18 protein-coding genes and 7 tRNA genes are annotated in these 20,360 nt (G+C 37.8%); 17 read left to right on the forward strand and 8 right to left on the reverse strand.

Features of this window, described 5'->3' with window-relative positions; all coding sequences use genetic code 11:
* Positions 1–92 precede the first annotated feature (92 nt).
* Entirely contained in the window at positions 93–695 is a 603-nt protein-coding gene (locus J2Z23_RS06745) for a class D sortase (RefSeq protein WP_209973535.1), read from the reverse strand.
* A gap of 633 nt (positions 696–1,328) precedes the next feature.
* Between J2Z23_RS06745 and J2Z23_RS06750 the strand changes: the two genes are divergently transcribed.
* The gene (locus J2Z23_RS06750; RefSeq protein WP_209973537.1) at positions 1,329–2,345 is read left to right on the forward strand and encodes a sugar kinase; all 1,017 of its coding nucleotides are present in this window, start codon (positions 1,329–1,331) and stop codon (positions 2,343–2,345) included.
* Between the two features lie 105 nt (positions 2,346–2,450).
* Here J2Z23_RS06750 and pflA read toward each other — a convergent pair whose 3' ends face one another.
* Both pflA and pflB read right to left on the reverse strand, forming a co-directional pair.
* The gene (gene pflA, locus J2Z23_RS06755; RefSeq protein WP_209973539.1) at positions 2,451–3,206 is read right to left on the reverse strand and encodes a pyruvate formate-lyase-activating protein; all 756 of its coding nucleotides are present in this window, start codon (positions 3,204–3,206) and stop codon (positions 2,451–2,453) included.
* Between the two features lie 498 nt (positions 3,207–3,704).
* Positions 3,705–5,930, reverse strand: a complete 2,226-nt coding sequence (pflB, locus tag J2Z23_RS06760; protein ID WP_057984368.1) for a formate C-acetyltransferase — start codon at positions 5,928–5,930, stop codon at positions 3,705–3,707.
* A gap of 370 nt (positions 5,931–6,300) precedes the next feature.
* Between pflB and J2Z23_RS06765 the strand changes: the two genes are divergently transcribed.
* The 3 genes from J2Z23_RS06765 to J2Z23_RS06775 all read left to right on the forward strand — a co-directional run bounded on the left by J2Z23_RS06765 (position 6,301) and on the right by J2Z23_RS06775 (position 9,113).
* Positions 6,301–7,044 (forward strand): metal ABC transporter ATP-binding protein, encoded by a 744-nt coding sequence (locus J2Z23_RS06765; RefSeq protein ID WP_057984370.1) that lies wholly within the window; start codon positions 6,301–6,303, stop codon positions 7,042–7,044.
* Entirely contained in the window at positions 7,044–7,883 is an 840-nt protein-coding gene (locus tag J2Z23_RS06770) for a metal ABC transporter permease (RefSeq protein WP_057984372.1), read from the forward strand. The genes J2Z23_RS06765 and J2Z23_RS06770 overlap by 1 nt, the downstream gene beginning before the upstream one ends.
* Before the next feature lie 291 nt (positions 7,884–8,174).
* On the forward strand, positions 8,175–9,113 hold the full coding sequence (locus J2Z23_RS06775) for a metal ABC transporter solute-binding protein, Zn/Mn family (RefSeq protein ID WP_209973541.1): 939 nt from the start codon (positions 8,175–8,177) through the stop codon (positions 9,111–9,113).
* Between the two features lie 559 nt (positions 9,114–9,672).
* Here the strand turns inward: J2Z23_RS06775 and J2Z23_RS06780 are convergent.
* Entirely contained in the window at positions 9,673–10,353 is a 681-nt protein-coding gene (locus tag J2Z23_RS06780; RefSeq protein ID WP_209973543.1) for a membrane lipoprotein lipid attachment site-containing protein, read from the reverse strand.
* Between the two features lie 143 nt (positions 10,354–10,496).
* Here J2Z23_RS06780 and J2Z23_RS06785 point away from each other — a divergent pair, with 143 nt between their 5' ends.
* The 3 genes from J2Z23_RS06785 to J2Z23_RS06795 all read left to right on the forward strand — a co-directional run bounded on the left by J2Z23_RS06785 (position 10,497) and on the right by J2Z23_RS06795 (position 13,151).
* A complete protein-coding gene (locus J2Z23_RS06785) occupies positions 10,497–10,934 on the forward strand; it encodes a DUF2521 family protein (RefSeq protein ID WP_057984377.1) in 438 nt (145 codons plus the stop codon).
* Positions 10,935–11,247: 313 nt separating this feature from the next.
* Positions 11,248–11,964 carry an N-acetylmuramoyl-L-alanine amidase CwlD gene (cwlD, locus tag J2Z23_RS06790; RefSeq protein WP_209973545.1) on the forward strand — a complete coding sequence of 239 codons (717 nt, stop codon included), beginning with the start codon at positions 11,248–11,250 and terminating at the stop codon, positions 11,962–11,964.
* A gap of 164 nt (positions 11,965–12,128) precedes the next feature.
* Complete coding sequence (locus J2Z23_RS06795) at positions 12,129–13,151, forward strand: Mrp/NBP35 family ATP-binding protein (RefSeq protein WP_420795718.1); 1,023 nt, start codon at positions 12,129–12,131, stop codon at positions 13,149–13,151.
* A 127-nt stretch (positions 13,152–13,278) separates the two neighbouring features.
* On the opposite strand, the gene gerD is transcribed toward J2Z23_RS06795, so the two are convergent.
* Entirely contained in the window at positions 13,279–13,869 is a 591-nt protein-coding gene (gerD, locus tag J2Z23_RS06800; protein ID WP_064468350.1) for a spore germination lipoprotein GerD, read from the reverse strand.
* Positions 13,870–14,309: 440 nt separating this feature from the next.
* Between gerD and J2Z23_RS06805 the strand changes: the two genes are divergently transcribed.
* Entirely contained in the window at positions 14,310–14,990 is a 681-nt protein-coding gene (locus J2Z23_RS06805; protein WP_064468351.1) for a KinB-signaling pathway activation protein, read from the forward strand.
* A gap of 154 nt (positions 14,991–15,144) precedes the next feature.
* Here the strand turns inward: J2Z23_RS06805 and J2Z23_RS06810 are convergent, their stop codons facing one another.
* Entirely contained in the window at positions 15,145–15,894 is a 750-nt protein-coding gene (locus tag J2Z23_RS06810; protein ID WP_057995624.1) for a polysaccharide deacetylase family protein, read from the reverse strand.
* A gap of 147 nt (positions 15,895–16,041) precedes the next feature.
* On the opposite strand from J2Z23_RS06810, the gene J2Z23_RS06815 reads away from it, so the two are divergent.
* Positions 16,042–16,116, forward strand: a tRNA-Asn gene (locus J2Z23_RS06815).
* A gap of 1 nt (position 16,117) precedes the next feature.
* Positions 16,118–16,190: transfer RNA gene (locus J2Z23_RS06820), tRNA-Thr, on the forward strand.
* A 385-nt stretch (positions 16,191–16,575) separates the two neighbouring features.
* Here the strand turns inward: J2Z23_RS06820 and J2Z23_RS06825 are convergent.
* Entirely contained in the window at positions 16,576–17,517 is a 942-nt protein-coding gene (locus J2Z23_RS06825) for an AEC family transporter (RefSeq protein ID WP_238482645.1), read from the reverse strand.
* Positions 17,518–17,814: 297 nt separating this feature from the next.
* Between J2Z23_RS06825 and J2Z23_RS06830 the strand changes: the two genes are divergently transcribed.
* The 5 genes from J2Z23_RS06830 (at position 17,815) to J2Z23_RS06850 (ending at position 18,595) form a co-directional block, all read left to right on the forward strand.
* Positions 17,815–17,889 (forward strand) — tRNA-Glu (locus J2Z23_RS06830).
* 307 nt (positions 17,890–18,196) lie between these two features.
* Positions 18,197–18,269 (forward strand) — tRNA-Val (locus tag J2Z23_RS06835).
* A 33-nt stretch (positions 18,270–18,302) separates the two neighbouring features.
* A tRNA-Tyr gene (locus J2Z23_RS06840) sits at positions 18,303–18,387 on the forward strand.
* Positions 18,388–18,443: 56 nt separating this feature from the next.
* Positions 18,444–18,518: transfer RNA gene (locus tag J2Z23_RS06845), tRNA-Gln, on the forward strand.
* A gap of 1 nt (position 18,519) precedes the next feature.
* Positions 18,520–18,595 (forward strand) — tRNA-Lys (locus J2Z23_RS06850).
* 152 nt (positions 18,596–18,747) lie between these two features.
* Here the strand turns inward: J2Z23_RS06850 and J2Z23_RS06855 are convergent.
* Positions 18,748–18,915, reverse strand: a complete 168-nt coding sequence (locus tag J2Z23_RS06855; RefSeq protein ID WP_082881361.1) for an aspartyl-phosphate phosphatase Spo0E family protein — start codon at positions 18,913–18,915, stop codon at positions 18,748–18,750.
* A 212-nt stretch (positions 18,916–19,127) separates the two neighbouring features.
* Between J2Z23_RS06855 and sigW the strand changes: the two genes are divergently transcribed.
* On the forward strand, positions 19,128–19,691 hold the full coding sequence (gene sigW, locus J2Z23_RS06860; protein ID WP_057984392.1) for an RNA polymerase sigma factor SigW: 564 nt from the start codon (positions 19,128–19,130) through the stop codon (positions 19,689–19,691).
* 17 nt (positions 19,692–19,708) lie between these two features.
* Positions 19,709–20,329, forward strand: coding sequence for an anti-sigma factor family protein (locus J2Z23_RS06865; protein WP_082881362.1), 621 nt, complete (start codon positions 19,709–19,711; stop codon positions 20,327–20,329).
* The last annotated feature ends 31 nt before the right edge of the window (positions 20,330–20,360 follow it).

Here is a 20,360-nt window from a genome sequence, read left to right on the forward strand (position 1 = left end):
AGCAATATTCCGTGAATCGTTTTCTTAGAATTCTAAAGATGTCCTTGCTTTAAACGGTGTTTGCCCTTTAGTCCTGAAAACTTAGAGACTTCTTACTCCTCGTCCTTCACAGGTGTTGCATAAAGGATATAGCGATCAGGAGCGTTTCCAATGTAATGGAAGGGGTAGCAAGTCGTGACCGTGAGCATTTCTTCTTGGTAATCATCAGGGTTGATTACAGTAAGATCATCTTCCGGAACAATCTCGGAATTTCGAATTGTATACTCAAATGAACCATAGGGCATTTCAACAATAAAACTGTCGCCAATTTCTAACTCGCCAAATTGGCGAAATACGGTATCCCGATGACCAGATAATACTACTTGACTTTCTTGTCCAGGATAAGAAGTACCTGTATAATGACCAACTCCACGTTCTAGATCTTCTTCTTCAACCCCTGCTATAATTGGTAACTCTCTATCAAGAGAAGGAATCTTTAAAATTCCAATTACATCTCCCTGGTCTGCTTGGAAGTCAACATTCACTAATTCACCTTCTTGTGAATATTCTTGTTTTTGAACGGGGGAAGTGAGTTTCTCCTTTGCTTCCTGAATCGCACTCTTTTGTAATTGATCAGCTTGCCAAATCCGCCAAACACTAAATAGAATTAAAAGGCCACCTCCTACAATAAGGAGAAGTGGAAAGATTTTTTTCATCTCATGACCTTCCTTTTCATTTAAAATAATAAAAGCAAAATCTTGATTATAGGGATGATATGTAAGTATCTTATATTATACATGTTTTTATTCCTTTTGGGAGGGCAATCCCCGCCATTTGTCGCATTTTTCAGAGCCCTTAAGAAAATTCTTGTCAAAGCTATTTTCCTTTAACGTACTTCCGAAAGCAGTCTCCCTTTCAATCGTATGAAGGGCGCAGCCCAACGATAAAGGGGAGATAAATGTCGGTTGGCGCAAGCTTTAGAAAGGGCTTTCGTTCATGGAACGAATGTTCTATAATGGAGTTAGATATAAGGAGGGGTCATTCACTTAAGAAGTGATAAAATAGAAATAGTGGAATGAATAACAAAGGATAAGCTTGTCTTTTGGATTAGATAGTACTTAGAAAAAGATCAAATCACATAAAGATTTAAAATTTGCGTGGAGCTTTTTATTTGTATATGGGAACGCTATCATTCAATTTGTAGAAATAGTCTGGAATGCAGGAACTGACAAACTTTATATAGAAAAAGAGCTGAAAAAAATCATAACTTTTCTTTTAGCTGTTCAGACTAGGGATTCTTTCAAAATATGAAAGATTCTAATTATATATAGAAGGGTTTGTGGCTGACGATGAATAAAAGAATAGCAGCGTTCGGTGAAGTTATGATGCGGTTGCAAGTACCAAACTCTGAATTACTAACTCAAGCAAACACTTTACAGTATTCATTTTCGGGTACAGGCGTGAATATTGCTGCAGCGCTAGCAAAAATGGGACATAAAGGATATCTTATTTCCACTTTACCAGAGAATGCATTAGGAGAGGCTGCTTATAGTTATATTAGAAAGTTAGGAATTGAAACTGATTTTGTTTATCGGTGTGGTTCTTATATTGGAATGTACTTTTTAGAAAGCGGCTTTGGCAGTCGATCAAGTCGTGTGACCTACACTAATCGACAGGAGAGTAGTTTTAATACAGCCCCACGATCATTTTATTCATTTAAAGATATAGCTAATTCAATTGATTTTGTTCACTTTTGTGGAATTACATTATCTGTGAATGATGAAGCCCGTGTTCAAATGAAAGAGTTAGCTAGAAATGTAAAGGCTGCTGGAGGGAAAGTAGTGTTTGATTGTAATTATCGCCCTTCGTTATGGGGAAATAATGGGTATCAAATAGCAAAACCCCATTATGAAGAAATGTTGGAATTAGCAGATATCGCGATGATGAATGAAAAAGATGCTATGTTGATACTTGGGATGCACACAAATCAGTGGGATCGCCAAGCCCAATTAGAGGAATTGATACCAAAAGTTGCAGAGAGGTATGATATCTCAATCATAGCAGGAACTCACCGGAATATTCATGATAATCATCAACATACTCTTAAAGGCTTTCTGTATAAGGATAGCCAATTTACCTATTCAAAAGCCCTCCAATTTGCAGTTTTAGATCGAATCGGAGCAGGAGATGCTTTTACAAGCGGAATTATTCATGGTTTTATTCAAAATGAGTCATATCAATGGACGGTAGATTTTGCTGTTACTGCGGCTAAATTGGCCCATACCATTGTGGGTGACACGCCTTTATCGACAGAAAGAGAAATTATGCAGGCGATGAATCATAAGGTAGCAGATGTTGTGAGGTAGTGGGTAAGAGCATATTTGTAAATAATGTTCAACTGAAAAGGGAGGGAAGGCCTCTCTTTCCAGTTTTTTGAAAAAGGACATATTCTTAACCACCCATATGGTCATTTACTTCACAGAGGCTTTCTCATTTGTTAACAAGCTGTAAGCCCAATCGACTTTCTCTTCCGATGGTGTTTGTATCCCCTTCAGCTTATACTCTATCCCCATAGCCTCATATTTATAAACGCCTAATTGGTGATAAGGAAGGATTTCAATTTTCGCCACATTTTTTAAACTATGAATAAAACTAGATAACTTTTGTAAATCATCTTCATTGTCTGTCCAGCCTGGTACAAGAACGTGGCGAATCCAAACAGGCTTTTGTTTTTCCTCTAGATAGCGAGCAAAATTAAGGATATGTTGATTTGATACACCTGTTAAAGCTTTATGGGTTTGCGGATTTATTTGTTTTAAATCTAATAAGACAAGGTCTGTCACTTCCATAAGAGTATCCAGTGATCGTAGAAATCTTTCTTTTCTTGTAAAGCAGCCTCCCGAACTATCGATACATGTGTGGATCCCCAGTTTTTTACATTCGATAAATAGTTCTGTAATGAATTCGGTGTGCAATAGCGGTTCACCACCACTTACCGTTACGCCTCCATTGGATGCTTGTAGAAAAGGAAGGTAACTGCGTATATCTTTGATTAACTCAGCTACAGAAATCTCTTTCCCTTCCCCTCTGCCAAAAGCCCAGGTATCTGGATTATGACAATATAAGCATCTTAATAGACAGCCCTGTGTAAAAATGACATAACGTAAACCAGGACCATCGACAGTTCCACATGATTCAACAGAATGAATTCTCGTTTGCACTTTCATTTTCTAACCCCCTCTTCGGTAAAATCGAAGATAGGTCTGTCACTACTTGAACATATAGGGGTGACAGACATTGTCTTCCTAATCTTAAAAGCTTATGCTATTTCGTATTAAAAATCCTAGTTTGAGAATCTTCCAAACATGGGGCAAAGATACGTCTTTCTTTGCCTCAGAACATTTATTTGTGTCGCCTTGCATTTTTTCTTGTGGTTTAGGAAACTATTAATTCCTCACATGTGGAGAATGTTGCTTGCCGTTCAGCCCTCAGCAAACTTTCAGCTTCTTCCAACGATAAGTCAAGAAAAGCTCATTTTTAGCCGTGTCGGCTACAGATGGCAGTGGCTCGGAATCAAATAACTTTAAATCTAAGGGAAGATCAGCCTTTCAAGGTTCAAGAGCTGTTTTGCCCTGAACAGCCGTCTTTCGTCATTCGTAGTTTCCTTTGCCTCGTCAGAAGCTTAAAAAGCCTGTACGTGAAAAACGGGTGCTTGCGCTTTATTCTTACATGGTTTCATGGAAAGTACGATTAATTACATCGATTTGTTGTTCACGTGTTAGTTTTATAAAGTTAACGGCGTATCCTGATACCCGGATAGTTAATTGTGGGTATTGTTCAGGATGCTCCATCGCGTCTAGCAATGTGTCTCTGTTAAAGACATTAATATTTAAATGGTGACCTTTCTTAACCATGTATCCATCAAGAATGGCGGCAAGATTTGCGTTTCTTACTTTCTCATCTTTCCCCAGTGCTTTTGGAACGATAGAGAAAGTATTGGAAATGCCATCAAGTGCATAGTCATAAGGTAATTTAGCAACAGAGCTAAGAGATGCTAGGGCACCTTTTTGATCTCTTCCGTGCAGAGGATTTGCCCCAGGTGCAAATGGCTCTCCCTTCCGTCTCCCATCTGGTGTGTTTCCGGTTTTTTTGCCATAGACGACATTAGAAGTTATTGTTAGAACAGACAGAGTAGGAGTAGCTCCACGGTATGCTTGATGTTTCTGAAACTTGTTCATAAATGTTTTAACAACTTCAATGGCGATATCATCGACTCGATCATCATTGTTTCCATATTTGGGGAAATCGCCCTCGATATCAAAATCGACGACAAGCCCATTTTCATCGCGAATTGTTTTTACCTTGGCGAATTTGATAGCACTTAAGGAATCAGCCACAACTGATAGTCCTGCAATTCCTCCAGCCATCGTTCTTAAGATATTTCGATCATGCAAAGCCATTTCAATCCGTTCGTAGCTGTATTTATCATGCATGTAATGAATCACATTCAATGTATTCATATATAGCTTTGCTAGCCAATCCATCATTTGATCAAACTTCTTCACTACTTCATCAAATTGGAGATATTCTGTTGTAATCCGAGCAAATCCTGGCCCAACTTGGATCTTTTGCAGTTCATCAATTCCACCGTTAATAGCATAGAGTAGTGTTTTTGCTAAATTCACACGTGCACCGAAAAACTGCATTTGTTTTCCAATTCGCATCGCTGATACACAACAAGCAATTCCGTAGTCATCCCCGTATTGTTCTCGCATAATATCATCATTCTCATATTGAATAGAACTCGTTTGAATAGACATTTGCGCACAATAATCTTTAAATTCCTTAGGAAGTTTTGGAGACCATAGAACGGTTAAGTTTGGTTCAGGAGCAGGGCCAAGATTTTCTAATGTGTGTAAAAAGCGAAATGAGTTTTTCGTTACTAATGGTACCCCATCAAGATTGATTCCACCAATCGATTCCGTCACCCATGTCGGGTCTCCACTGAATAGCTCATTATAATCAGGCGTTCTCGCAAATTTTACAAGTCTTAATTTCATTACAAAATGATCTACAAGCTCTTGGGCTTCTATTTCTGTCAATGTTCCATCACGCAAATCTCTTTCAATATAAATATCAAGAAATGTTGAGACACGTCCTAAGCTCATTGCAGCGCCATTTTGTTCCTTAATCGCGGCTAGATAGGCGAAATATAACCATTGAAACGCTTCTTGTGCATTATGAGCTGGCTCGGAAATATTGAAGCCGTAACCTTGGGCCAATTCTTTTAATTCATGAAGTGCTCGTATTTGTTCGGCCAATTCCTCTCTATCACGAATAATTTCTTCTGTCATAGTTCCATCAAGAATCATTAAGTCTTTCTGTTTTTGTTGGATCAGGAAATCGACTCCATAAAGGGCAACCCGTCGATAATCCCCGATAATCCTTCCGCGACCATAGGCATCTGGAAGGCCGGTAATAATTCCTGCTTTTCTAGCCAATCTCATTTCCGGAGTATAGGCATCAAATACACCTTGATTGTGGGTTTTTCTAAAGGTAGTGAAAATATCGTGGACTTCATCCGCCACCTTATAGCCGTAAGCTTCAGCAGCAGCTTCTGCCATTCGAATGCCACCAAATGGTTGAAGAGAACGTTTGAACGGTTGATCTGTTTGAAAGCCAACCACTTTTTCTGAGTCCTTGTTTAAATAGCCAGCTCCATGAGAGGTAATGGTTGATACAATATTAGTATCCATATCCAAAACGCCGCCATTTTCTCTTTCTTGTTTGGTTAATTCCATAACCTGTTCCCAAAGAATTTCAGTTTCTTTTGTTGGCTTTGCTAGAAAATCACCATTTCCTTCATATAAATTAAAATTAAGCATGATAAAATTACGAACATCCACTTCAGATTGCCAGGATCCTTCTACAAAGTTCTGCCACTGATTCATAAAAAGCCCCCCAAAAAAGTTATTTGTGAATAATTGAGCAAGTGATGGTAAATAAATGTGAAATACTGATCATGAAACAACAATACTTGTGAAAAAATGAGCAATATTACAATTTAAATATACCATATTTTCATAAGGTTAGGAAAGGGCTATTTAACATTATTTAAAAAATTAGCGTTATTTTAACAAATCCTTGCGATATTATCTTGTAAACATAGTAACACTAAAAAAGAATAACAATAAAATGGCTACAAACTGTTTACTAATTTTTAATAAAGTAATATAATATACGAAAAGTTGCATTGGGGAAACTTAAATTACCTAAGTAAATTAATATAGCTATACACAATATAATTAGGGGTGGGAAATCGTGAGTGGAGAAATATCTGTAAATAATCTAAGCGTATCCTATGCGGATAAAAAAGTGATTAAAAATGTAAGTTTCTCTTTTCATACAGGTAAATTAATTGGAATTATTGGTCCAAATGGAGCTGGGAAGTCAACGATGATGAAGGCTGCATTGGGACTTATCTCAAGAGATTCCGGCTCGGTTACATTTGAAGGGAAGTCGCTAGAAAATGTGAGGAAAAAGATTGCGTACGTACCGCAACGCTCAAATATTGATTGGGACTTCCCGATTATTGTTCAAGATACAGTACTCCTTGGAACTTATCCAAAGCTGGGCGTATTTAAACGGCCATCAAAAAAGGAAAAGCAATGGGCAAAGGAATGCCTCAAGAAGGTGGGGATGACTGATTTTGCCAAACGCCAAATTGGGGAACTATCTGGCGGTCAACAGCAGCGTGTGTTTCTTGCTCGAGCGCTTGCTCAAGAGGCCGAATACTTTTTTTTAGATGAACCCTTTGTAGGGATTGATGTATCAAGTGAAAAAGTAATTATTGATATTTTGAAAGAACTGAAAGAAGCTGGAAAAACAATTTTTGTTGTCCATCATGATTTAGGGAAAGTGGAAGCTTATTTTGATGACTTGATATTGCTTAATGGAGAACTAGTTGGTGCCGGACCTGTTTGTGAGGTGTTTTGTAACGAAAAAATTCAACAGGCTTATCAAACTCCACATGTATTATTGACAGGTTTGGGGGTAGGAGTTTAATGGAATTTATATCCGACTTAATGAATTATGCGTTTCTACAAAAGGCATTTGTTACTTCAATTGTTGTAGGGATTATCTGTGGAGTAATTGGAAGCTTTATTGTTTTAAGAGGAATGGCATTAATGGGAGATGCAATTTCCCATGCGGTGCTACCAGGTGTGGCCATTTCTTACATTCTGGGAATTAACTATTTCTATGGTGCAGTCGTGGTCGGAGTATTAACATCTCTTGGGATTGGTGCCATTAGCCAAAATAGTCGAATTAAAAATGATTCATCTATCGGAATCGTTTTTTCCGCGGCATTTGCACTTGGAATCATTATGATTACTTTAGCGAAAAGTGCTACAGATCTAACACAAATTTTGTTTGGAAATATTCTGGCCGTAAGAGCATCTGACATGTGGCTTACGATGATTGTTGGGGCTATTGTCATCTTAACAGTTGTTGTTTTTTACAAGGAGTTACTTATTACAAGCTTTGATGAAACAATGGCGGCGGCATATGGCTTGAAAACGCGGATGATTCATTACGGAATCATGGTTTTATTAACACTTGTTACAGTTGCTTCACTGCAAACGGTGGGAGTTATTTTGGTTGTTTCTATGTTGATCACCCCAGCATCAAGTGCTTATTTATTAACAAATCGGTTATCAACAATGATTTGGCTTGCTTCGCTTTTTGGTGCCATTTCTGCAGTACTAGGTCTTTACATTAGCTTTGAACTTAATCTCCCATCAGGCCCAGTCATTGCTCTAGTAGCAACGGCCATCTTTGTTGTGATATTTATACTTTCAAATTTACTTAGTCAATATAAAAGGCGTTTAGTTGTCGGTAAATAATGCAGTGCATAAATTGGAACTAAATTCATAATGAATTTCTCGGTAGAGCAAAAAAGATAGGAACTTAGCTGTCTTTTACAAGGATAGGAATGCGCAAATTAGGCTAATGTTGGACCAAGCTTAAGTAGTGGGGGGCTGAGGTCAAATAAGTGGAAATCTTGAGGAAAAGAACTCCCTTAAGATTTAAGGACATTTGCTCATTGCCTCTAAGCACTGCCTTCCGTTTTTTCTTAAGTCATGTGCCATTTAGAATACAGACTAAATAATAGAAAAAAAGGAGTAATGTGTAAAATGAAAAAGTCTTTTTTAGGTACAATTTTGCTGGGTATGATGATCGTTTTATTAGGTGCGTGTGGAGGAAAGGGGGAGAATGCAAGTGGAAGTGAGGATAAGCTTAAGGTGGTCACTTCCTTTACAATCATTGCGGATATGGCAAAAGAAATTGGCGGCGATGATGTCGAAATTCATAACCTTGTCCCCACAGGTACAGATCCCCATGAATATGAGCCATTACCAGAAGATATCAAAAAGGCGACAGACGCAGATGTTCTCTTCTTTAATGGATTAAATTTAGAGGGTGGTAAAGCGGGTTGGTTCTTTAAAATGATTGATTCTGTAGGACAGAAAGATGAGAATATTTACAGTTTAACAGAGCGAGTGGAGCCAATGTATCTTGCCGGGGAAGATGGAAAAGATGAAGAAATCAATCCACATGCCTTTATTGACCCTGCAGTTGGTATTTTAATGGCTGAGGATATGCGGGATGCGCTTATGCAAGTAGATCCCGATCGTAAAGCCGATTATAAGGAAAGAGGAGACAAATATGTAGAAAGGCTTGAGGAAATCAATCAAGAATACGAGGAGAAGCTTGGAGCTCTCCCGGAAGAAGATAAGATACTTGTGACAAGTGAACGAGCCTTTCAGTATTTGGCAAATCATTTTGGGTTAAAAGAAGCTTTTATTTGGGAAATTGATACAGAAGAAAATGGATCGCCGGAGCAAATTAAAAATTTAGTTACTTATATCAAACAATATGATGTGCCTACTTTATTTGTAGAATCTAATGTTGATACGCGACCAATGGAGACTGTTTCCTCTGAGACAGATGTTCCAATTTATGAAAAGCCTATTTATTCAGATGAGATTGGAAAGCCAGGTGAAGAAGTGGATACGTATGTGAAATACTTAAATTATAATATTAAAATCTTAACAGATGGCTTAACAAAATAAAAAATTATGCAAATAGAGGTAGAGAAATCCTTAAACGGATTACATTAATTACATACACAGGATCGTAATTGATCTTGCTGAACTTGTATGTAATGAAAGAATAGGGTATTGAAGAGGCACATCTATGGGGCCTTAGAAATATATTATTGAGAAGATCTATGATGGACTAAAATTATCGGAAAACAGCTTACTTTGTAAAAAGATAAGCTGTTTTTTATATTGTCGAGTTCTAGTGCTTCGTCTCGCTTTAGATCAAAGGAGTCCAAGGAAAGAGAGGGCTCTTTTGTATTATGCCATTTATTTTATTTATCTAGTCCACAAACCTAAATGTTTGTCTCTGATTTGGCAGTTAAGCTTTAAGTTAGGCTGTGGAGCTATATTACGCGAGTGGGGAAATTTGCAATATAAGTCCACGCCGTCAAAGGGGTAAGTATAAGCAAGGGAGGATGTAGTCATATTAGTAACCTTCCCAATGGTCATAAAATTTATCTATTGTTGAAGGAAGTATGTATATCTACACAACCTTTTTATAATGAAACTTCGCTTGTTTCTTCACGATTTATTCAGTATCTATCAGAAATTCCTCGATTTCTTTTGAAAAAACACGGTGATTTTTATCAAAATAATTTTCACCATTGAAATATATCGCATGTTTTTCCGCAATGGGAGAAGTTGAATACAAAATTAAAGTAAATGCTTTTGCATGGGGGTCATCTTCCTGGTAAACGACAGTCTCATTTATTTCATTTGATTGTAAAATGGTTACCAATGTTTGTAATTCTTCGTTTTTCTCAATTAACTTTTTAAAGAGAAATTGATTGTAATCAACCTCTTCATAAACTTCTATCTTTTTAAAAGATAGTGGATCGATCTGTTCTAGCATACGTATATCTGGCACATAGCCCTCCTTTGCATAAATCTTATAGCCATTAATTTTATTAGTATCTTTTACTGCAATAAGATAGGAATGATTAATGACAGAGTAAAGTTTTGTCCCTGTTTTTAAGTAAGCTGCATCACCATTTTTAGGGGCATATTTAACATTTGTGACATGGTCTTTTAGTGTCTTTTTAATTTCCCCAATGGGCTCTCCGATAAAATTTGGATCTGATACTTCGACATGATGACTTACCAGATATTGATCACCTTGAAATTCTATAAAATCTGTCCACTCAATATTTGACTCAGAGCAACCCGTTAAAAATATGAGGATCGTGAATATGAACCATATCTTCTTCATAGGCAATTCTCCTCCTATTATATAGACGTTTATTTTAAGCAAATGTTTCAGATAAATGGAAAAAAACTGCACTTTTTTTTATAACCTCTTATGCATGACTTTTATTCGAACGTCGAGACTAGGAATAGGAGGCTGAAAACAACATGAATAACGTCGCATCTTTTTCAGAGAAAAGACGAGAAAAACAGTTAACATATGAAAGGAAATTATTGCGTAATCTTTCCATAGATGAATTAAGGAAAAGTGTTCTTCGTCACATGAAGACGGTTGGGGTCGGAATATTTGGTGAGGATGGCTTGGAAGAGGCATGCTTTGATATTGCGATTGAGGCTTATTTAAATGGAGGAGAATATAGTCGCTTCATTCTCTACGGGGAGACACTGGAAATGATTAAAGAACGATGTTATGAAGATCGTTCACATTTCATCAACACCTTATATAACTTCTGGCTTTACTGGGATTATGGGCAAAAGCTTATTGAGGAAAAGCCTACTTATGAAGCTTGTGAAATATTTGTTAATCATTGGTGGAGTAGGGGATTTAAAGAGGGAGAACAGCGATATAAACTTCGACTTCATTAACAGTTCTAAAAAGGATTCTTGTCCCATAAATTTAAAAGAGGTTGTTCAAAAAGTCCGATATTATTGGCATATTGGAATTACTCCATGGAGAGAGTGGCTGTTAAAACACAATAGACAATTGTAACAGAACAGTGTTGCTACATTCTGTAAAAGTTTTATCTTGGGTGAATAGATTGCTGTGTGGAACTCGGAAACAGCAGGATTTTCCTTATGCTCCAAATGATGACTAGTTAGGCCATTGATGCCAGTGTTTTTAAGTTGCTCGGTCCTTTTTGAACACGCACGATAAGAAAGTATAAAGGGGATTTCGGGGATGAGAAAAGGCGTAAAAATAATCATATTTATTATTGGGGCGGCAGTGTTATTTCTCTTATTGCAATATAAGTTTATACCGAGAGATTCCTTTGATGCTTGGAATCTTCCCTTATCTGGAAAGATTATATATTTAGATCCAGGCCATGGGGGTCCTGATGGGGGAGCAGGAGATTCTGAAGCATTAGAAAAGGATATAGCATTAGAGGTTTCACGGAAACTGCGTGATTACTTACAGGAACAGGGAGCCCTCGTATTAATGACAAGAGAAACAGATAAAGACCTAGCTGGCGATGTTAGAGGGTATAGCCGAAGAAAAAGGGCGGATTTGCATAAAAGAGTGGAGCTCGTAAATGAGTCTGATGCGGATCTTGTCATTAGTATTCATCTAAATGCTATCCCATCTCCACGTTGGAGCGGTGCTCAAACCTTTTATATGCCACATTATGCAGCGAATAAACGGGCTGCGACATTTATTCAAGCTGAATTGGTTGAGACTTTAGAGAATACGAACCGGAAAGCAAAAGTTATTGAAAATGTTTATTTATTAAAAAAATCTAAGAAGCCAAGTGCATTAGTAGAAATTGGCTTTTTGTCTAACCCGACTGAACGAGAAAACTTACTTTTAGATTCTTATCAAGATAAAGTAGCCTTTTCAATTTATAAAGGCATTACCCGTTATTTTACGGAAGAACCTTCCCTTGAACTAGAAGAATAATTATAGGAGTATGAATTGGCACCTTTCATTCATTTCTTTCCACTTAAGCGTATAACATTCTGATAAAAGTGAAGTATGTTATACTGGGGATAGAAAGCGAATCCACAAAAAGGAAGGTGCCAACTTTGGTTACGAAAGAGCAAGCTATTGAGATATTGAACAAAATGGAAGATCCATTACTACATAAAACGCTTGAAGAGACAAACGGAATTCTTGAGGTGAAAATTAAGGAAGAAAAGTCTCATATTAGTGTAAAAATCGCGCTTGCTAAGACAGGAACTCCCGAACAGTTACAGTTTCAAATGAAAATTGTCGAAGCCTTAAAAGAAGCGGGGGCAGCGAGTGTTGGAATTCGTTTTGACCAATTATCTGAGGAAGAATTGGACAAGCATCGAGCTGCTGGGTCTATTCCAGGGGAAGAACCTGGGGGACTGTTGTCACCCAATAGTTCTACAACCTTTATTGCTATTGCCAGTGGGAAAGGTGGGGTTGGGAAATCAACCGTTTCTGTCAATTTAGCAGTTGCTTTAGCCCGCCTTGGAAAAAAAGTTGGCTTAATTGATGCAGATATTTATGGCTTCAGTGTGCCAGATATGATGGGAATTGAGGATCGGCCGAAATTAAAAGGCGATCGAATTTTACCTGTTGAACGCTTTGGAGTTAAAGTCATTTCGATGGGCTTCTTTGTAGAAGACAACGCTCCTGTTATTTGGCGTGGTCCGATGTTAGGAAAGATGTTAAATAACTTTTTTAGTGAGGTTGAATGGGGAGATCTTGATTATTTACTATTAGATTTGCCACCTGGAACAGGGGATATGGCTTTAGATGTTCATAGTATTTTACCAAGCTGTAAAGAGATTATTGTCACAACACCACATCCTACAGCAGCATTTGTTGCCGCAAGAGCCGGTGCTATGGCCTTAAGAACAAATCATGAAATTCTCGGAGTCATTGAAAATATGGCATACTTCGAAAGTAAAGTTACTGGTGAGAAGGAATATGTCTTTGGTAAAGGTGGGGGAGATAAGCTAGCGGAGGAATTAAAAACTGAGCTTCTCGGAAGACTTCCATTACAACAGCCAGATTGGAATGAGGAAGAATTTGCTCCTTCTATATATGCAGAAGATCACCGAATTGGAAGAATTTATCGTGAAGTAGCTGAAAAAGTCGCGGATATTTTAGGATAAACTTCCCCTTGCCGTTAAGCTATTATTTGTTTGTCAGTTGAAAAGTTCAGCCCCTAATGCCCTTGTTAGATAAGGATAAATTAGGGGCTTTGGCATTTTATGAGTGTAGAAAAAGGGAGTAAGATTTTTATGATCCCCCCTTATCCCCTTTTGAATCGTTATTTTCCCCTTCTCCTCCTGTTTTTTGCGCTGCTTTTAGCAAGATATCTTGGATTTGCGCTTTATATAAAGGACTTTCTAATGTTTCTGAAATGACTTTTTGTAAATGCTCGCGAAATTCTTTACTTTTTACGACAGTGGCGTATTCCTTTTGTAGTTCTGGGTCTTTCAGTATATCAATAAATAATTGTTGATATTGTGGGTCTTTCATTAAATTTTTAAGCAAATTTTCATGTTCTGTCTTTAGACTTTTTGCCATTGCTTCCGCAAATTTAGGGTCTTGAAAAGATTTTTTCCAAAAGTCTTCTGCCTTTTCGGAAGTTAATGCTTGCTCAATAGAATTCTTGACAACATCTTCGTTCATAACCAATTGTTGCTTTATATCTTCATCACTAATAATTTCTTGGATGGCTTTTTTTCCATCATCTGTTTTAAGTATGTCGACAATCATTTTTTTTGTTTGATCGTAATCAAGTTTTTCGTTTCCTACATCCGCTCCACCACAGGATGCAAGCATAAATACAGATAGCATGAGGAGCAGAAAGACTCTTGTTTTCATGAGGAACGCTCCTTTCGTGAATGTAAAACGGTAAATGGATCCCCATTTTCCCTTACCTTTAATATGGTGGTTTGTGAAGAATTTATGCACAATCTGCCCAAACATAGATTTTTTGTGTGAAGACTGATAAAATCGGTGTGATAGAGGTTGTTCATAAAGTCCGGTAAAAATGACACTGCTAGATAAATGATCTTCGACTAAGTACCGTCACGTCCTGTGTCGAACGTCGAAATCACCACATCCTGTGGTAGCTCGTTGGCTTGTTTTTACGCTGCTCATGTATCAGGGAAATGATCTTCCGCTAAAACCCCCACGTCCTGTGGGCAACACGGAAGTCAGTACCCTGTACAAGTCCGCTGCTCGAAACTCGCTGACTTGGTCCTTTTTATCCTCCTTTTTGAACACGTAATGGATAAGGACATATTATGGAGGATTAAACAGTGACGATACGTAACCTGATTAAATTTTTATTTAACTCCCTTTTATTGGGTGGTATTATAACGGGAATTTTAGGGTTTTTAATTCGCTGGAATGAATTTCAGCCATATTTTACTGAAATAAAAATTGGTGCTATTTTATCCACATTTATCTGGTTGGTTGGTGTAGGCTTAATCTTCGCAGTTGTAAGCCAAGTCGGTTTTTTTGCCTATTTATTTATTCATCAGTTCGGATTAGGGATTTTTCGGTCTATTACGTTATGGAATGCTGTTCAAATTGTACTGATAGTATTCGTATTATTCGATCTTATTTATTTTCGCTTTCAAGCTTTTGCGGGAAAAGGGGAAAGTATCCTTCCCTATGTGGGGCTAGCACTCTTTCTTCTTATAGCCGCATTAATTGTGGCATTTTTTAAAGCGAAAACGACGAATCGGACAACCTTTGTTTCAGCGCTCTTTTTTATGGTAGTTGTGACCATTTTAGAATGGCTACCAGTATTGCGGGTGAATGAGGCCAGTTGGGTGTATTTGATGATTTTTCCGTTGATTGCTTGTAATGCTTATCAGATCCTAATGTTACCGAAATATAATAAATTATCAGCAGAAGAACGTGAGAGGAAGTCATCGACGAAAAACATTGCTAAGACACAGCCTAAGAAGCAAACACCAAAAGCGAGTCGTTAATCGACTCGCTTTTGGTGTTAGAAAATATCGAGTTGCTGTCACTTGGAAAATATTATTTATTGTATGTCACAATCAAATCTAATTTTAATGCCTAGATTTCTTCCTTATGATAACCTTCAATGCTCATGCTCAAAACGGGCGCCTACATTTTTGTTCATGGGACAAGTTTTGTTTTGACATTGCCGTTTGTAATGAGAACAGATAAATTTACTAACTCATCCTTTTCTTTTAAGATCGATAAGACTTCAGGTAATGCTTCAGCTGTTTGTGTTGCAGCATCTGAAGCATGCATCAGAATAATATCTCCCTTTTTTGCCTTTTTCACATTTTCGATAATTTCCTTCGTCCCTGGGTTTTTCCAGTCTTGTGAATTTACGCTCCAGTGGGCAACTGTTAACCCTAACTGATCTGCTATTTTTAGTGTTCGTTCATCAAAATGACCTGTTGGGGAACGCAAAAGTGTCACTTCTTTAATATCCTGCTTTTTTAAAATCTCAATCGATTTTAAAATATCTCTTTTCACTCTTTCATCTTCCAATTCAGTATAATCCTCATAAGCGTAGCCAAGGCTTCCTATTTCATAGCCTAAATCGACAATCCGTTTGACAGTATCAGGGTGTTTCTCTGCCCAGGCCCCTGATAAGAAAAAGGTCGCTGATCTTACTTCTTTCTCCTCTAAAATGTCTAGTATTGGCTCAGCCTGTACATCTCCCCACCCAATATTGAAGGTTAAGCCAATCCCTTTCTCTCCTTTATATATTGCCTTTGGACCGTCTTTAGTGCTCAATACAGGAATATATAAAGAGGATTGGGAGAAAAATAATAGAGCCGTAAAAAATGAGATTAGGACAACAAACATTCCTTGTTTTACTTTCCGCCCATTAACAGCTAAAAAGAAATTCATCTTTTCTCCTCCTCATGCCCGTCCATTATCTAATTTATGCAGGAAGAGTCGGCTGTTATGATTAAATCGTGAAGAATGGTAAAAATAAAAAGGCTTGAAAAAAATATAAAATTGGTTATAATAGAAAATGTCTATTGATTAATTTATTCCGCAGTAGCTCAGTGGTAGAGCTATCGGCTGTTAACCGATCGGTCGTAGGTTCGAATCCTACCTGCGGAGCCATGCTTCCATAGCTCAGTTGGTAGAGTGCATCCATGGTAAGGATGAGGTCACCGGTTCAAGCCCGGTTGGAAGCTTACCTTACAAGCATTGATAAGACGCGATTCTCCATTAACGAGAGAGTCGCGTCTTACTTTGTGTAATGCGTTTTTGCCGACATCTTTACGGCTAACCTTATCGCATTAGGAAGCAACAAACATACAACAAGGGAGTCGAACCGTTCTCTAGAAAACTTATTTCATTGTATAGATAAAATTACCGCCCTCTTTTTAATTCTTCTCGATTGTTACATTTTTCTTATCGGTATCTGATCTACTTTAAAACTTACAAATGAGTCACCAACACATGTTAATAAACCCCGATTACCTGTCTTACTCCCTAAAAGTTGCATCAAAAATCTTTTGGTAAAAGCTTGTTCCTCATGAGAGATTTTTTTGTCTTCATTTTATAACTGAACGCCAATTACTTGTACAGGGCTACCATTATTATATAAAGCAGCGGTACTGTCAAAACACTTAATAGCGTCGTGACGAGAATACCGATTGAAGCAAAGTGGCTATCTGCTCCATATTTTTGCGCATAAAGAGAAATAGTGGAGGCAGAAGGCATCCCGGAAACGATGACAGCTGTAGCAAGCAGGGGGAAAGGAGGTGCAGTAAAATAAAAGGGTAGTAATAATAAAGGAATAATAATTAACTTTGCTATTGCAGATTTCCATATATACTGATTTTTCAGCATGGAAAATAAGTTGTTACTCTGGGCATCTGCAATTAAGCAGCCGATAACAAGCATAGATAAGGGGATTGTCATTTTGCCGATACTTTCAATATTTGTTGCAAGTTTTTCAGGGAGATGTAGTGGGGAAAATAAGAGGAATAACCCCAAAATGGTTGATAATATTCCTGGATTTAAAAAAATCTTATTCCAATCAATCTTCTTCGCATCTTTCGTAAATAGATAAATTCCATACGTCCAAATGAGAATAAGATAAAATATATTAAAAATGGTTAAATAAATAATGCCTTGTTCATGAAAAAGAGCATAAATGACAGCATAACCAATAAACCCTTGATTTCCGAAAAGGATTAAACTCTCGTATACCTTTTTTTGTTGTTCAGGAAGTTTTGCCTGTTTCCTCATCCAGGCCGATAAAAGCATGGCTAAAATCATGGCAATGAATGACATGGATATAAGCCAAATAAACTGTTTGATCATTGAGAAAGAAAAGGTCAAATTTAATGAAAATAAAATAAGGGAGGGCAAAGTGATGTAGAGAATTAATTGGGTTAATACAGTTGTTGCATGTTTATTTAATATTTCCTTCTTTCTTGTCAAGAAACCTAAAATAGCAATCCCATATAAGATCATCATTTCCTGTAGGAAACTCTCCATAAAATTAGCCATCCACAAACTCCTCCCTAGATCATTTTATGTTTTTTAAATAAAATGGTTAATTGCATCCTAGGCAAAGCTTGGTCTTGCGGATCTATGCAATAAAGACTAATTAAGCTTGATTAATCATGATTGAAACACTGTAGTTCATAGTGATAATCGTGCATAGAAATGAACCAAAAAAGGGCTAAATTGCAGGGGGTATTTTTTGAAAATAAAAATTTCGTTTTTTCGCTTGACTATATTCTCATTTTCAACTATACTCTTTTTTGGGTCGTAAAAAGCCTGTCTCACATTTTTAAATAGATTGGCCCCTTGGTCAAGCGGTTAAGACACCGCCCTTTCACGGCGGTAACACGGGTTCGAATCCCGTAGGGGTCACCAACTTTTAAAAACATTAAATTTGAAAGAGTTGACGCAGAAATGCGCCGCTCACCGCAAATCCCGAAAATTGGGAGGAGCAAGCAGGGCAAGGAAACGAGAGAGAGCAGGAGAGAACGTACAAACTGGTACGTGACCGACTGATTGAAAGAGTTGACGCAGAAATGCGCCGCTCACCGCAAATCCCGAAAATTGGGAGGAGCAAGCAGGGCAAGGAAACGAGAGAGAGCGGGAGAGAACGTACAACTGGTACGTGACCGACCGATCGAAAGAGTTGACGCAGAAATGCGCCGCTCATCACAATTTTCATGGAGGATTAGCTCAGCTGGGAGAGCATCTGCCTTACAAGCAGAGGGTCGGCGGTTCGAACCCGTCATCCTCCACTCCTATTTATAAATAGGTAGATATATGGTTTTGGTGGGGTAGCGAAGTGGCTAAACGCGGCGGACTGTAAATCCGCTCCCTCAGGGTTCGGCGGTTCGAATCCGTCCCCCACCACCATTTTTTTATTTTATGAATATTTTTTACTCATTTGGGTAAGATACATATATCATCGTTGGGCTATAGCCAAGTGGTAAGGCAACGGACTTTGACTCCGTCATTCGTTGGTTCGAATCCAGCTAGCCCAGCCATGAGCCATTAGCTCAGTCGGTAGAGCATCTGACTTTTAATCAGAGGGTCGCAGGTTCGAATCCTGCATGGCTCACCATTTAAAAGCTGTCTTGAAAAGTTTCAAGGCTTTTTTGCTTTCTAAAAGGTCTTTTAAAAGTCTATGACTAGTTTGATTGAACTTCGATTTTTACTATTTTCCTGAAAAATTCATTATATAAATATAGACGAGTAACAATCTATGAAAGATTGTTACTCGTCTATATTTGTTGTTAGAGCGTGATATTTATTTAGAAGCTTGTCTAATTGATCGCTGATGTGAACGACTCGTTCGTCTGCGAAGGAAAAGGTCAATCCAAGTTCGATCATATGTTGTCTCTGCTCTTCAATTTTATTTAATAAATCTGCTCTCCTTCCCATAGTAACACCTTCCTATACGTTTCTTTGTTATTTCTTGTATTCCCGATTTTAGATAAAATTAAACAAGTAGCAATAAATTTGGTACTATAAGGGTAATGTGTGTCTATATTTAATAAATGTGGAAAAAGGTGTTTTTTTTAATTTTAGTTTGAAACCTTTTTTCGCGAGAAACGTATACATGGATAACCGCATGAGCGGGGGGTAAATTAGGGATGGATTTGATTATCAAGCAACGGATCAAAGAGGTTTTAAAAGGTGATCGGGAAGCGTTTGGCGAAATCGTAGAATTATTTAAAGATAAGGTGTTCCAGTTATGTTATCGAATGTTGGGGAATCGGCATGAGGCAGAAGATATTGCTCAGGAAGCTTTTGTCCGAGCATATGTCAATATTCATAGTTTCGATCAGAAGAAGAAATTTTCAACATGGTTATATCGGATTGCCACAAATCTTTGTATTGACCGGATTCGCAAAAAGAAGCCCGATTATTTTCTTGATGCAGAGGTGGCAGGGACAGAGGGCCTGACCATGTACTCGCAAATTGCGGCTGAAGGAAAATCTCCTGATTCTGAAGTGGAGACGTTAGAGCTACAAGAACTTGTTCAACGGGAAATAATGAGATTACCCGATAAGTACAGGATCGTTGTTATTCTAAGATATATTGATGAGCTTTCACTGAATGAAATAAGTGAAGTTTTGGAAATGCCGCTAGGAACAGTGAAGACGCGAATCCATCGGGCGCGTGAGGCGCTTCGTAAACAGCTGAACAATTTGTAGGAAAGGTGAGAAGGAAATTGAAGGCGTGTCCTGAAGAGATCGTTCTCTATATGCATGATTACTTAGATGGTGACCTGCCTTACGAGAAGGAGCAAATTTTAAAAAATCATTTACAGCAATGTTCTAGTTGCCAAACTCATTTTCATGAGTTAAAAAGAACTATTGCTTATATACAGAGTCCATCCAATTTACAACCTTCAAACAACTTTGCTAGTAATGTGATGGCTAATCTTCCTAAAGAGAAAAGTAGTGCAGGTGTTAAGCGTTGGTTCCGTCATCACCCCATTCTTGTCGCAGCCTCGCTCTTCCTTATTTTGATGGCTGGAAGTATGTTTAGTATGTGGAGTGATGATCAACGGTTTTCGGTGACAAAACAATCCAATCTTGTTGTTGAAAATACTACCGTTATTGTGCCAGAGGGAAAAGTTGTAGATGGAGATATCACTGTGAAGAATGGTGATATCCGAATTGAAGGGGAAGTAAAGGGGAATGTGACCGTCATTAATGGCGAGAAATACATGGCATCTGCCGGAAATATTACGGGAGATGTAGAAGAAATTAATGAATTATTTGAATGGCTTTGGTACAAAATGAAAATGGGCGGAAAGAAAATCGTTCATCTGTTTGAAAGTGATTAAATGGGACTGTTGCTGGATCAGCAGTCCCATT

The sequence above is a fragment of the Lederbergia galactosidilytica genome (assembly GCF_017873565.1).
In the GTDB taxonomy this organism is placed as follows: Bacteria; Bacillota; Bacilli; order Bacillales; family Bacillaceae_C; genus Lederbergia; species Lederbergia galactosidilytica.